General features: G+C 70.2%; 13 protein-coding genes. 7 read left to right on the top strand and 6 right to left on the bottom strand.

Features of this window, described 5'->3' with window-relative positions; translation table 11 throughout:
* The first annotated feature begins 80 nt into the window (after positions 1-80).
* The 4 genes from AB0M63_RS02430 to AB0M63_RS02415 all read left to right on the top strand — a co-directional run bounded on the left by AB0M63_RS02430 (position 81) and on the right by AB0M63_RS02415 (position 2,259).
* Positions 81-491, top strand: a complete 411-nt coding sequence (locus AB0M63_RS02430; RefSeq protein WP_355903037.1) for a VOC family protein — start codon at positions 81-83, stop codon at positions 489-491.
* Positions 492-587: 96 nt separating this feature from the next.
* Complete coding sequence (locus tag AB0M63_RS02425; protein WP_355903035.1) at positions 588-983, top strand: hypothetical protein; 396 nt, start codon at positions 588-590, stop codon at positions 981-983.
* Positions 980-1,468 carry a DCC1-like thiol-disulfide oxidoreductase family protein gene (locus AB0M63_RS02420; RefSeq protein WP_355903033.1) on the top strand — a complete coding sequence of 163 codons (489 nt, stop codon included), beginning with the start codon at positions 980-982 and terminating at the stop codon, positions 1,466-1,468. The genes AB0M63_RS02425 and AB0M63_RS02420 overlap by 4 nt, the downstream gene beginning before the upstream one ends.
* A gap of 11 nt (positions 1,469-1,479) precedes the next feature.
* Complete coding sequence (locus tag AB0M63_RS02415) at positions 1,480-2,259, top strand: TetR family transcriptional regulator (RefSeq protein WP_355903031.1); 780 nt, start codon at positions 1,480-1,482, stop codon at positions 2,257-2,259.
* A gap of 9 nt (positions 2,260-2,268) precedes the next feature.
* Here the strand turns inward: AB0M63_RS02415 and AB0M63_RS02410 are convergent, their stop codons facing one another.
* Positions 2,269-4,671 carry an MMPL family transporter gene (locus tag AB0M63_RS02410; protein ID WP_366018517.1) on the bottom strand — a complete coding sequence of 801 codons (2,403 nt, stop codon included), beginning with the start codon at positions 4,669-4,671 and terminating at the stop codon, positions 2,269-2,271.
* A 163-nt stretch (positions 4,672-4,834) separates the two neighbouring features.
* Between AB0M63_RS02410 and AB0M63_RS02405 the strand changes: the two genes are divergently transcribed.
* Both AB0M63_RS02405 and AB0M63_RS02400 read left to right on the top strand, forming a co-directional pair.
* On the top strand, positions 4,835-5,521 hold the full coding sequence (locus tag AB0M63_RS02405; RefSeq protein WP_355903029.1) for a response regulator transcription factor: 687 nt from the start codon (positions 4,835-4,837) through the stop codon (positions 5,519-5,521).
* The gene (locus tag AB0M63_RS02400) at positions 5,518-6,972 is read left to right on the top strand and encodes a HAMP domain-containing sensor histidine kinase (RefSeq protein WP_355903028.1); all 1,455 of its coding nucleotides are present in this window, start codon (positions 5,518-5,520) and stop codon (positions 6,970-6,972) included. The genes AB0M63_RS02405 and AB0M63_RS02400 overlap by 4 nt, the downstream gene beginning before the upstream one ends.
* A gap of 13 nt (positions 6,973-6,985) precedes the next feature.
* On the opposite strand, the gene AB0M63_RS02395 is transcribed toward AB0M63_RS02400, so the two are convergent.
* From AB0M63_RS02395 to AB0M63_RS02380, 4 genes are all read right to left on the bottom strand, one after another.
* Positions 6,986-7,393 (bottom strand): ATP-binding protein, encoded by a 408-nt coding sequence (locus tag AB0M63_RS02395; protein ID WP_355903026.1) that lies wholly within the window; start codon positions 7,391-7,393, stop codon positions 6,986-6,988.
* A 47-nt stretch (positions 7,394-7,440) separates the two neighbouring features.
* Complete coding sequence (locus AB0M63_RS02390; protein WP_366018091.1) at positions 7,441-8,997, bottom strand: ABC transporter substrate-binding protein; 1,557 nt, start codon at positions 8,995-8,997, stop codon at positions 7,441-7,443.
* Positions 8,998-9,192: 195 nt separating this feature from the next.
* Positions 9,193-10,407: a metallophosphoesterase gene (locus AB0M63_RS02385; RefSeq protein ID WP_366018090.1), complete on the bottom strand. Its 1,215-nt coding sequence runs from the start codon at positions 10,405-10,407 to the stop codon at positions 9,193-9,195.
* 4 nt (positions 10,408-10,411) lie between these two features.
* Entirely contained in the window at positions 10,412-10,651 is a 240-nt protein-coding gene (locus AB0M63_RS02380) for a hypothetical protein (RefSeq protein ID WP_355903020.1), read from the bottom strand.
* Positions 10,652-10,742: 91 nt separating this feature from the next.
* Between AB0M63_RS02380 and AB0M63_RS02375 the strand changes: the two genes are divergently transcribed.
* Positions 10,743-12,035 (top strand): D-alanyl-D-alanine carboxypeptidase, encoded by a 1,293-nt coding sequence (locus AB0M63_RS02375; RefSeq protein WP_366018089.1) that lies wholly within the window; start codon positions 10,743-10,745, stop codon positions 12,033-12,035.
* Here AB0M63_RS02375 and AB0M63_RS02370 read toward each other — a convergent pair.
* The gene (locus AB0M63_RS02370) at positions 11,983-12,939 is read right to left on the bottom strand and encodes a YihY/virulence factor BrkB family protein (protein WP_366018087.1); all 957 of its coding nucleotides are present in this window, start codon (positions 12,937-12,939) and stop codon (positions 11,983-11,985) included. The two genes, AB0M63_RS02375 and AB0M63_RS02370, sit on opposite strands and share 53 nt — an antisense overlap.
* Positions 12,940-12,987 lie beyond the last annotated feature (48 nt).

The raw sequence follows: 12,987 nt of genomic DNA, 5'->3' as shown, positions 1-12,987 counted from the left end.
TTTCCGTCACTTCGGAAACAGGGCCCTCGCCGTTCCCGGCAATCCCGGCCCTTCGCCGATCATCGCCCTAATCTGATGGCATGTCAGATGAAGAGTCGTACGAACTGCTCGGCTTCGACAACGTCCTGCTCCCCGTCGGCGACCTCGCCGAAGCCGTCGGCTTCTACGAGCGCGCCGGATTCGCCGTCGGGTTCCGGCTCGACGAGGCCGGGATCGCGCTCCTGAAGGTCGGTGGCGAGACGCCCGGGGTGCTGCTGCGCCAGGAGGAGGGGCTGGGGCACCGGCCGCCACCCTGGGCCTCACCGCGCGTGTGGCTGGAGGTGCCGGACGCGCGGAAGGCCGCGCAGCACCTCACGGGCGCCGGGGTCGACCTCCTCGACCCGCCGTTCTCCGTGGCCACCGGGTGGACCGTCGAGATCGCCGACCCCTGGGGCAACGTCATCGGACTGACCGACTACTCGAAGCGGCCGGAGCTGGCGCGACGGGTGTGACACAGGTCCCAGCACGGGCGAGTTGAACACGTTCAAAAGAGGCTCTACAGTTTCCTCTGTCAGCGTTTTTGAACGCGTTCAAGAAGGGGGAGGCGCATGGACCGCACGGTCGTCGCCTACGTCATCTATCTCGTCATCAGCATCGGACTCACCGTCTGGGTGGCCCGCACGCTCAGCCGCAACGGGCGGATCTTCCTGGCCGATGTCCTGAAGGGGAACGAAAAACTCGCGGAGGCCGTGAACCACCTCCTGGTGGTCGGTTTCTACCTCGTCAACCTCGGGTTCGTCGCGCTGTACCTCAGCGGGGACGGGACCATCGACGACACCCGGGGCGTCTTCGAGGCCCTGTCGACCAAGGTGGGTGTGGTGCTGCTGGTGCTCGGGGTCATGCACCTGGGCAATGTGTATGTGCTCAACAAGATCCGGCGGCGCGGGGTCCTGGAGCGGGAGCAGGTGCCGCCCGTCGCGCCGCAGGACTGGGTCGGGGCGTGAGGGCCGTGCAGGCCCCCTCGGCGGACCGGGCGACCCCGGTCCGCCGGCTCACCGTCCTCTACGACGCCGACTGCTCCCTGTGCACCTTCCTGCGCGACTGGCTCGTACGGCAGTCGCAGTTGGTGCCCCTGGAGCTGGTACCGGCGTCCTCCGAAGAGGCCCGGAAACGCTTTCCCGGGCTCGACCATCGCGCCACCCTCGACGAGATCACCGTCGTCGGCGACTCCGGGCAGGTCTACCGGGGCGCCGCGGCCTGGATCGTCACCCTGTGGGCCCTGCGCGAACACCGGCCGCTGGCGCACCGGTTGAGCACGCCGGCCGGGGCCAGGATCGCCAAGGGCGCCGTGCTCGCCGCCGCCAAGTGGCGCGGGGCGCAGTGGGGCGGGGGCGTGTACCGGCAGGGCGACGGGTGGACGTACGACCCGAGCCGGGGGTGGAGCTACACCGCACCGGGCTGCGGCGGCGGCAGCTGCCCCACTGGATAGGCTCTGTAGCCGTGCCCGCGAACAACGACGGCCCCGACGAGGGCGCCACCCCCAGCAAGTCCGAGCAGACCCGCGCGCTGATCCTGGAGACGGCCATGCGGCTGTTCCAGGAGCACGGCTACGACAAGACGACGATGCGGGCGATCGCCAAGGAGGCGGGCGTCTCGGTCGGCAACGCGTACTACTACTTCGCCGGCAAGGAGCACCTGATCCAGGGCTTCTACGACCGTATCGCCGAGGAGCACCGGCTCGCGGTCCGCGAGGTGCTGGACCGGGAGACCGATCTTCAGGCGCGGCTCGCGGGTGTGCTGCGGGTGTGGCTGGACATCGCGACGCCGTACCACGAGTTCGCGGTGCAGTTCTTCAAGAACGCCGCCGACCCGGACAGCCCGCTCAGCCCGTTCTCCCCGGAGAGCGAGCACGCGCGCGTGCAGGCCATCGCCGTCCACAAGGAGGTGCTGTCCGGCGCGAAGACCAAGGTCGCGCCGGAACTGCGGGAAGTGCTCCCGGAGTTGATGTGGCTCTCCCAGATGGGGCTCGTCCTGTACTGGGTGTTCGACCGCACCGAGGGGCGTGAGCGGAGTTACCGGCTCGCGGAGCGCGGAGCGCGCCTCACCGCGCGCGGTGTCTCGCTGGCCCGCTTCCGGGTGCTGCGGCCGCTCGTCCTGGAGGTGCACGAGCTGTTCACGGACTTCCTGCCGGGCATGACCCACGCGCTGCCCGACCCGGCCACGAAGAAGAACAAGCGCGGGGCGCCCGCCGCCGGACCCGCCGACGACGAACGCCCCTGAGCGCCCGGCTCAGTTGACGGCGTCCACCTCGCCCTCCGCGAGTTCGACGTCGTGGACCAGCGGACCGTCCGTCACGGCCACGTGCCGCGCGATCGAGCCGTACGACGGCGCGGTCGTCGCCAGGAGGTAGGTCCCCGGCGCCGGCACCGACACGATGTACGAGCCGTCCGCCAGGGACTCGACCCGGTCCAGCTGACGTCCGCCGGCCGTCAGCAGCGTCACGGACGCGCCCTCCACGGGCTCGCCCTCGGTCGTCCGGACGAAGCCGTGGACGGCCGACGCCGGGCCGTCGGCGACGGCCGGGGCGGCCTCCTCGGCGGGCTCCACGGCGAGGTGCGGCAGACGCTTGTCGAGCCAGCCCGGGAGCCACCAGTTGGAGTTGCCGAGCAGATGCATCGCGGCCGGCACCAGGGCCGTACGCAGGATGAAGGCGTCCAGGGCGACCGCGGCGGCCAGGCCGACGCCCGCCGTCGCCGCTCCGGAGTCACCGCTGAGGACGAACGCCAGGAAGACGCAGACCATGATCAGGGCGGCGCTGTTGATGACCCGGCTGGTCTCCGCGAGGCCGACGCGGACCGCGCGGGCGTTGTCCCTGGTGTGGACCCACTCCTCGTGCATACGGCTGACCAGGAACACCTGGTAGTCCATGGAGAGGCCGAACAGCAGCGACAGCATGATGACCGGCAGGAAGGCGTTGATCGGGCCCTCCTTGCCGAGGCCCAGCATGTCCAGGCCCCAGCCCCACTGGAAGATCGCCACCAGCACACCGAAGGAGGCCGCCGCCGCGATGAGGTTCATCAGGGCGGCCGTCAACGGCACCACCAGGGAACGGAACGCGAGCAGCAGGAGCAGGAAGCTCAGGCCGATGATCGTGGCGACGAACAAGGGCAGCCGGTCGCCGGTGACGGTCGCGAAGTCCTTGGATATCGCCGTCACACCGCCGACGTGGGCGGTCGCGCCCGCCTCCGGGACGACCTTGTCGCGCAGGGTGTCGATCAGGTCGTCGGTCTGCTTCGACTGGGGTGACGTGGTCGGGACGACCTGGATGACGGTCACCCCGCCCGCCGGGGGCAGCGCGGCGACCTGGGCGACGCCCTTGGTGTCCTTGATGCCCTTGACCAGGGTGGCGGTGTCGCCGCTCGAAGTGACCACCTGGAGGGGGCCGTTGAAGCCGGGGCCGAAGCCGTCGGCGAGCAGGTCGTACGCCTTCCTGGTGGTCGTCGAGGCGTCGTCGTTGCCCTGGTCGGTGGCGCCGAGGCGGAGCGAGAGCACCGGGATGGCGAGGACCGCCATGACGGCGAGGGCCAGGACGGCGATCCGGCGCGGACGCTTCTGCACGCCTGCCGACCAGCGCGCCGCCAGGGTGGTGGTCCGCTCCGGCTCGGGGCCGTTCGCCTCCAGCTTGCGCCGCTGCTTGCGGCTGAGCACCCGCACGCCCAGGAAGCCGAGCAGGGCGGGCAGCAGGGTCGTCGCCGCGAGGACGCTCAGGACGACGGTGAGCGAGGTGCCGACGACCACGCCGTCCAGGAAGCGCAGGTTCGTCACCAGCATGCCGGCGAGCGCGATGCACACCGTGCCGCCCGCGAACAGCACCGCGCGGCCTGAGGTGTTGAGGGCGGTGACCGCCGACTCCTCCGGGTCCATGCCGCGCAGGACGCCCTTGCGGTGCCGGGTGACGATGAACAGGGCGTAGTCGATGCCGACGCCGAGGCCGATCAGGGTGGCGAGCAGGGGCGCCAGATCGGGGATGTCGGTGGCGTGGCTGAGGAGCTGGGTCGAGAACAGGCCCGTGCCCACACCGAAGATGGCGATGCCGATCGGCAGCAGCATCGCGTAGAACGAGCCGAAGGCCAGGAACAGCACCACGGCCGCCGCGAGGATGCCGATCATCTCGGCGAGGCCGGTGGGCGGCTCCTGGACGCGCTGGATGGCCTGGCCGCCCAGCTCGACCTCGAGACCGCCACGTTCGGCGTCCTGAGCGGTGTCCACGACCTTCTGGACGAGGTCCTTGGGGACCGCGTTCGCCTGGTCTCCAAAGGTGATCTGCGCGTACGCGATCTTCCCGTCGGAACTGATCTGTGCCGCGCCCCGCGCGCCGGAGTAGGGGCCGGTGACCCCGCCGACGCCCTTCATGGCCGCGATCTTGTCGAGTGCGGGCTGGATGCGGGTCTGTACGGACTGGTCCCGCACCGAACCCGAGTCGACCTTCCACACCACCGTGTCGGTGTCGCCCGAGCTGTTCGGGAACGCCTTCCCCATCAGGTCGTACGCGCGCTTGGAGTCCGTGTCCGGGAGGGAGAAGACGTTCGCGTAGTTCGTACCCGCCGTCGAGGCCGAAAAGCCCAGGCCGAACAGTGCCCCCACCCACAGCAACAGGACCACCAGCCGGTGCCGATAGCACCACCGTGCCAATGCCGCCACGCTCAACGCTCCTTAGTCGGTCGGTTGGTCCCCCAGGTCCTGCGCTACAGAATTGGTGGCGGCACGCACGCGTGGACACGCATCGGCCATGACTCTCAAGGAACTCCAAAGACCGGACGGCCCCGATGTCGGTGCGGCCGCCGATACTGGGGGCATGACGGCTCCAGGAACCGTGCTGGTGGTGGAGGACGAACCGAGCATCGCCGACGTCCTCGCCATCGCGCTGCGCTACCACCGCTTCGAGGTGATGACCGCGGGCACCGTGCGCGAGGCGCTCGCCCTCGCCGAGCGCACCCGCCCCGACTGCGCCCTGCTCGACGTGATGCTCCCGGACGGCGACGGCCGCGCCCTGGGGCACGAACTGCGCGCCCGCAGGCCCGACCTGGCACTCGTCTTCCTCACCGCGCGGGACGCGCCCGCCGAGATCGTCGGCGCCCTCGGCTTCGGCGACGACTACATCACCAAGCCGTTCGACATCGACGTGGTCGTGGCCCGCATCACCGCCGTCCTGCGCCGCACCCGCCCCGCCGACGTCCTCCCGCAGCGCCCGCCGCTGCGCTACGGCGACCTGGAGCTGGACGAGACGACGTACTCGGTGCACCGCGCGGGCAACTCGGTCGAGCTGACCCCCACCGAGTACGCCCTGCTGCGCTTCCTGGTGCGAAACGGCGGCCGCATCGTGCCCAAGGAGCAACTCCTGCGCCATGTCTGGCAGTACGAGCACACCCCGCCCGAATCGACCGTCGTGGAGACCTACATCAGCTATCTGCGGCGCAAGCTGGAGACCCTGGGGCCGCCGGTGATCACCACGCGGCGGGGTGTCGGATACGGGCTCGCATGAAATTCCGGATCCCGAACTGCGAGCGCGGAGTCCACTCCCTGCGCGCCAAGCTGACCCTGGCGAACGTGGCACTGCTGGCGCTCGGCATCGTCATGGCCACCGCCGTCAGCCTGATGGGTATGCGGCACTATCTGCTCGCCCAGGTCGACACCGGGCTGACGAAAACCCGTGACTCGCTGGGCAGTTCCGAGCTCACGATGCGGCAGATCAACACACTGAGCACCCTGGCCGGCATCGGCGACCAACTGATGCCCCAGAAGGAGGTCGACTCGCCGAACCCGGACAAGGTGTTCGCGGCGGTCGGCCCCCAGGGCAAGGTCCTCACCATCGCCGGCTTCACCCCGACCGACGACCAGCGGGCGCTCGCCGCCCTTTTCACCGACCCGGCCGCGCTGGCCGCCGACGGCACACCGCGCGACATATCGCTGCGCGGCGACCCCTACCGCGCCACCGGGACCCGGCTCGCCGACGGCACGTACATCCTGATCGCCGCCTCCACCGGCGGCCTGCACAACGGCATGGCGAAGGCCCTCAAGCTGGACCTCGCCTTCGGCAGCCTGCTGCTGGTGCTGCTCGCCACGCTGACCATGGTCAGCGTGCGGCGGCGGATGCTGCCCCTGGAGGACATGGTGGAGACCTCGTCGGCGATCGCCGAGGGCGATCTGACCCGGCGCGTGCCCTCCAGCCACCATCCGACGCAGGAGGTCGAGCAGTTGCGGGTCGCCCTCAACTCCATGCTCCACCAGGTGGAGTCGGCGTACCGCACGCGCGAGCGTACGGCGGCCCAGCTCCGCCGGTTCGTCGCCGACGCCTCGCACGAGCTGCGTACCCCGCTGGCAGCGATACGCGGCTACCTCCAGCTCTACGACAAGGGCATGCTGACCGAGCCCGACGAGCGCAGGCGGGCCTGGGACCGGATGAACGCGGAGGCCGACCGGATGGGCCGCCTCGTGGACGAGCTGCTCATGCTGGCCCGCCTCGACCAGCGGCCCGAACTGCGCTTCCGGAACGTCGACCTGAGCCGCCTGGTGCGCGACGCCGCCGAGGACCTGCGGGTGCAGCAGCCGGAGCGGCCCGTCACGGTCGGCGCCGACGGCTCCCTCCTGGTGCGCGCCGACGAGTCGGGCCTGCGCCAGATACTCGGCAACCTGATGACCAACGTCCGCACCCACACGCCCGCCGACGTGCCCGTGCGGCTCGGTCTGGAGCGCGAGGACGGGGTCGTACGGCTGTGTGTCGCGGACCAGGGTCCCGGGCTCTGCCAGGACGACGCGGCGCGTATCTTCGACCGCTTCTTCCGGGCGGGCGGCGGTGCGGGCAGCGGTCTGGGGCTGGCGATCGTGCAGGGCGTCGTCCAGGCGCACGGCGGGGACGTGGCCGTGCGGACGGCGCCGGGCGAGGGGCTCGCGGTGACGGTGACCCTGCCGACGCGGACGCCGGTGCCGTCGTAGGACGGCAGTTGTGTCAGGAAGTGGTGTCGGGCTGGACGAGGGCCCACACCGTCTTGCCGTGCGCGCCGCGGCTCCACACGCCCCAGGCGGACGCGACGCCCTCCACCAGATGGAGTCCGCGCCCGGCCTCCTCCAGCTCCGTCACGACCCGCAGACGGGGCTGGAGCCGGCCCTCGTCCGACACCTCGATGAGGCAGGAGCCGTCCCCGAGGGCCGTCACCGCCACCTCGAACTCGCGCTCCAGGAGCGGCCCGTGGCGTACGACGTTGGTCGCCAGTTCGGACACGAGCAGCACCGCGTCCTGGAGCGCGGGATCGTCATCGCCGTGCCCCCAGTCGGCCAGATGGTCCCGGACCCGGCGCCGGGCGAGACCGACGGACGCCGGGTGCCGGGGCAGCCGGAAGGAGTTGCGTCTGACCACGTCGGCTCCTCACCCCGCACGCCTCCGTCACATGGTGATGAAGGCGGTCAGATCCAGTCCAGCGCCCACAGCCGGAACACACCGGTGCCGTCCGACAGATAGGAGATGCCGCCGACGTCCTCGCTGCTGACGACGTACTCCTTGCGCTGCCACAGCGGGATCAGCGGCACGTCCCCGGCCACGTCCACCTGCACATCGCGGAAGTCGGCGTCGACGCGGCTGCGGTCGGCGAACGTCTGGCTGTCGAGGATCAGTTGGTCGACGAGCTTGTTGCTGTAGCCCGTGTTCATGGTGGAGCCGGTGCCGACGAGCGCGGAGCCGAAGGTGTCCGGGTCCGGATAGTCGGCGACCCAGCCGACCGCGTACGCGTCCAGCTTGCCGGTCGCCCAGCGCTTCTGGAAGTCGGTCCACTCGTAGCCCTTGACGTCCACCTTGAAGAGGCCGCTCGCCTCCAACTGCTTCTTCAGCTCGGCGGCCTCCTCGGCGCCGGAACCGTGCCCGATGCCGTACCCGTAGGTGAAGCGCACCGGGACGGAGACACCGGCCTCTTCGAGGAGAGCCTTCGCCTTCTTGACGCTCTCCATGGGGTAGGCGTCGAAGAACGACGTCGTGTGGCCGACGATGCCGGCGGGGATCAGCGAGTACAGCGGGTCGACCGTGCCGTCGTACACCGAGGCGGCCAGTTCCTCGCGGTTGATCAGCCAGGCCATGGCCCGTCGGACGAGGACGTCGTGCAGGGGCGAGCCCTTGCGGGTGTCGAGGTACAGGTTGCGGGTCTCGGAGCTGTCGGACTCCGACACCCGCTGGTCGGGATCGCTCGCCGAGAGCCCGGAGAGCATCTTCGGCGGGAGCTGACGGGTGGCGACCTCGACCTGCTTCGCCTTGTACGCCTTCTGCAGCGCGTCCGAGTCGGCGTAGTAGCGCAGCTCGATGGGGCTTCCGTTGTTCTTGACCGCGCCCTTGTAGTGGCCGTTCGGCGAAAGGACCGCCTTCTTGTCCTTCGTATACGCGGACAGGTTGTACGGCCCGGTGCCGTCGGCCTCGAAACCGGTGCGTGGCGCGTCCTTCGGGTACTTGGTGCTGTCGACGATCGCACCGGCGCCGGTGGCCACCTTGAACGGGAACGTGGCGTCCGGCGACGACAGATGGAAGGTGACGGTCATGCCGGAGGCGCTGACCGAGCCGAGCGTGGAGAGCAGGGACGCCGGACCGACATCGGAGTTGATCTTCTTGACCCGGTCGAAGGAGTACTTCACGTCCTCGGCGGTCATCGTGCGCCCGCTCGGGAAGGTGAGCCCGTCGCGCACCACACAGCGGTACGTCTTCAGGCCGCCGCCCACGAACGCGCAGCTCTTGGCCGCGTCCGGGACGGGTGTCGCGCCGCCCGGGTCGAAGGTCATCAGCGACTGGAAGACGTTGCTGTACAACGCCCAGGAACCGGCGTCGTAGGCGGCGGCCGGGTCGAGCGAGGTGACGGCGTCCGTCGTCCCGACCGTGATCGTCCTGTCCCCGCTCCCGTCCGACGGCAGCAACTGCCAGCCCCCGACTCCCACCGCCGCGAGAACCAGCAGCGTCGCGAGAATCCGTATGCGAACCGACCGCATCGGTGTGCCTCCCCAGAGCCCTCCCGGGCCCCTCCCGAATGCCACTCCCCTAGTGGCGCGGATCACCTAACCACAGGAGTTTCGCCCGGGGGAAGAGAGTTCTGCCGAGATGAGAAAGAACTTACCGACGGGTGTTAAACGCCCGTTTCACAGCCACTTCCCAGCCAGTTCACGGACGGGCCACGACACCGGTGACTAGGCCTGTTTCGACGCCAGTTCGACGACCGTGATGTCCGACGGCGCCCCCACCCGTGTCGGCGGCCCCCACGCGCCCGCGCCCCTGCTGACGTAGAGCTCGGTGTCGCCGTAGCGCTCCAGGCCCGCGACCGTCGGATTGGCCGCCGCCGCGATGAAGTTGCCGGGCCACAACTGGCCGCCGTGGGTGTGCCCGGAGAGCTGGAGGTCGACGCCGTGCTTGACGGCCTCGTGGATCTGCACGGGCTGGTGCGCGAGGAGCACGCACGCGCGCGTGGTGTCCCGATCGCCGAGCGCCTTCCCGAAGTCGGGGCCCTGGCCCTCGCTCTCGCCCTGGAGATCGTTGACCCCGGCGAGGTCGAAGCCGGCGAGTTCGGTACGGGCGTTCTCCAGGGGGTGGATCCCGAGCGTGCGGACCTCTTCCAGCCACTGTTCGGCGCCGGAGAAGTACTCGTGGTTCCCGGTGACGAAGTAGCTCCCGTGACCGGCCCTCAGCCCCGCCAGGGGTGCCGCCGCGGGCCCCAGGTTCTTGACACTGCCGTCGACCAGGTCCCCCACTACCGCGATCAGATCGGGCTGTGTCGCGTTGATCGTGTCGACGACCTTCTGCGCGAAACCCCGCCCCAGGAGCGGCCCCAGATGGATGTCGCTGACGACGGCGATCCTGAACCCGTGCGCGGAGCGCGGCAGTTTGGCCAGCGGCACGGTGACCCGCTTGACGCTCGGCCCGCGCAGGACGCCGTAGGTGCCGTATCCGACGGTCCCCACGGCGGCAGCGGCGGCCGCGCCTCCGACGACCCTGGAGACGAAGAGACGGCGCGAGGGGGCGGGAGGCCGAGGTTCCTCCGCGGCTGGGTCCTGCGCCTCTTCTACGGCCGTCTCCGCGGGCCCGCGCCGCTCGACGAGCCGGCGCAGCAGCGGTCGTAGGACCTCGCCCGCGAGGACGGCCAGCAGCAGGTAGATCGACAGGGCCATCCACAGGAAGCCGGGCCAGCCCAGGACTTGCTGGAGCCAGAAGGGCGCGCCGCCGCGCTCGGTGGCCAGGGCCGCGACCATCAGCACCGGGCCGGCCACGAGCACGGCCGTGCCGGTGACACGGGCGGGGCCCCACGCGCGCGTGGTGTCGCGGACGAGGCGGCGCCAGATGTACCAGTGCAGTCCGCCGAGGACGGCGACCGCGACCAGGACGACGAGCGCGATGACGACGATGGCCACTTCTCTACGACGTCCGGCGCAGCGCGCGCAGTCCACGCAACCCGAGGCCGCCGATGACCGTCCCCAATACGAAGGAGACGATGGCGAGGGTCAGATGCACCCAGAAGTACGCCGTCGGCCGGCCGTCGTCGAAGGCCAGCCCGCTTGTGTCCTTGACCAGGTTCTTGATGAAAGTGACCCAGATGACCCAGCTCCACACCCCGAAGGCGAGCAGGAACCAGGAGACGGGGCGGCTGAGCTTCATGAGTCCAGTATCGCCGTCGTCCCCGGGGGCCCGTGTCCGGGGTGGGGCCGGTGACGGGACTTCGGGTCGTCGGCCATGTACGTTCTCGTGCGTGCCCGCTCCACAGCAGACCATCAGGCGACCCCTGCTGGTGCTTTCCGCCGCCCTGTCGTCCCTCGCGCTCACGGCGCCCGTCGCCCTCGCGGCCCCGAGTCCGACCCCGACTTCGTCGGCGAGTCCTACGGCCACTCCCCCGGCGGACATGTCGTCGGTGGGCGGCACCCGCCTCGGTCAGGCGGGGACGCAGGTCAATCTGACGTCCGGTGTCCCGGTGCTGCCGAAGGACCTGACCGCGCGGTCGTGGATCGTGACCGACGCCGAGTCCGGCGATGTGCTCGCCTCGCACAACGCGCACTGGCGGCTGCCTCCGGCGAGCACCCTGAAGATGCTGTTCGCCGACACCGTGCTGCCGACGTTCCCCAGCACGACCGAGCACAAGGTGGTCCCCTCCGACCTGGCCGGCATGGGCGAGGGTTCCAGCCTGGTCGGGATAAAGGAGGGCGAGAGCTACACGGTCCGCGACCTGTGGCTCGGTGTCTTCCTGCGCTCCGGGAACGACGCCGTGCATGTCCTGTCGCACATGTACGGGGGCGTCGACAAGACCGTCGCCGACATGAACGCGCACGCCCAGGACCTCCAGGCGCTGGACACCCATGTGGTGACACCGGACGGCTACGACGAGCCGGGGCAGGTCTCGTCGGCGTACGACCTGACGCTGTTCGCGCGCTCCGGGCTGCAGAAGAAGGACTTCCGCGCGTACTGCTCGACGGTGAGCGCGAAGTTCCCGGGTGAGACCACGACGAAGAAGGGCAAGTCGGTCCGCGGGACCTTCGACATCCGTAACACCAATCGGCTGCTGAGCGGCGACTCGGACGTGTCGGTGTACCCGGGCATCGCGGGCGTCAAGAACGGCAACACCACCAACGCGGGCGCGACCTTCACCGGCGTGGCCGAACGGGGCGGCAAGGTGCTGCTGGTGACGGTCATGAACCCGGAGAAGGACGAGCACAACGAGGTCTACAAGGAGGCCGCGAAGATCCTCGACTGGGGCTTCCAGGCGGACGGGAAGGTGCAGCCGGTGGGTGAGCTGGTCGCGCCGAAGAACGCGGCTCAGGCGAGCGCTCAGCCGGGTGGGACGGCCACCGGGGAGGCGGGCGGCGACACCTCGTCCAAGAGGCCGGCCGCGAGTTCCTCGGCCTCGGCCGCCGAGGAGAACGGTTCGAGCGGGGTCGGGATCGCGCTCGCGATCATCGGCGGGCTGCTGGTGCTGCTGGCCGGCGGTGTCTTCCTGGTCAACCGGCGCTGGCCGCTGCCGGATCTGGTCCGCCGTCGCCCTCGTCCCTGACCTTCGGGTTCTCGGTCTCGTCGGTCGGGTCGTACACCTCGTCCGCGTCGGGGTCGTCCTTGCTCGGGGTCGCCGTCCAGGCGGCGCAGAACAGGACCAGCTTCGAGGTGAAGTTCATCCACAGCAGCAGGGCCACGGGAACGCCGAACGCGCCGTACATGCTCTTCGCGGCCACGCCCTGGATGTAGCCGCTGAGCAGCAGCTTCAGCAGTTCGAAGCCGACCGCCCCGATCAGCGCGGCCACGATGAGCCGACGGCGTGTGGGCTCGACGCCGGGCAGCAGGGTCAGGACGTACAGCAGGAGCAGGAAGTCGACGAACACGGCGACGGCGAACGCGGCGATACGCAGCAGGACCCCGCCCCAGCCTCCCTGCGCCAGGCCCAGTTCCCGGCTGATCCAGTCGACGAGCGCGGAGGCGACGGTGGAGATGGCGATCGTCGCGAGGACGGCGCCGCCCAGGCCGATCAGCACCCCGGCGTCGATGAGCTTGCGCAGGAACGGGTTCTCGTCGCGGTCGGGCAGCTCCCACACCGCGCGCAGGCACTCCCGCATCGAGCCGACCCAGCCGATGCCGGTGAACAGCAGGACGGCGCCGGCGATGAGGCCGATGGTGCCCGCGTTGTCCACCAGGGAACCGATGTTGAGCTGGTCGGAGATGCCGGGCACCTGCTCGGCGATCTTGTCCTGCAGGTCGTGCTGCTGGGAGGTGCTCAGGGTGGCGGCGGCGATCGCGGCGGCCACGGTCAGCAGCGGGAACAGCGCGATGAAGCTGATGAACGTCATGGCGGCGGCGAGCTGCGTCCACTTCACCCGGTCCAGCCGCTCGTACGACCGCCACGCGTGCGTGCGCATCAGGCGCGCCACCAGGGGCCCGATGAAGGGGAGCTTCGTCAGCCAGTCCATGATCCGATTCTGCCCTCCTCCGGGGAGACCGATGTGCGAGTACCCCCA

The organism is Streptomyces sp. NPDC051576, from assembly GCF_040681835.1.
Lineage (GTDB): Bacteria > Actinomycetota > Actinomycetes > Streptomycetales > Streptomycetaceae > Streptomyces.
Note: the sequence above shows the minus strand (reverse complement) of the source record. Positions and strands in the feature narration are given on the sequence as shown.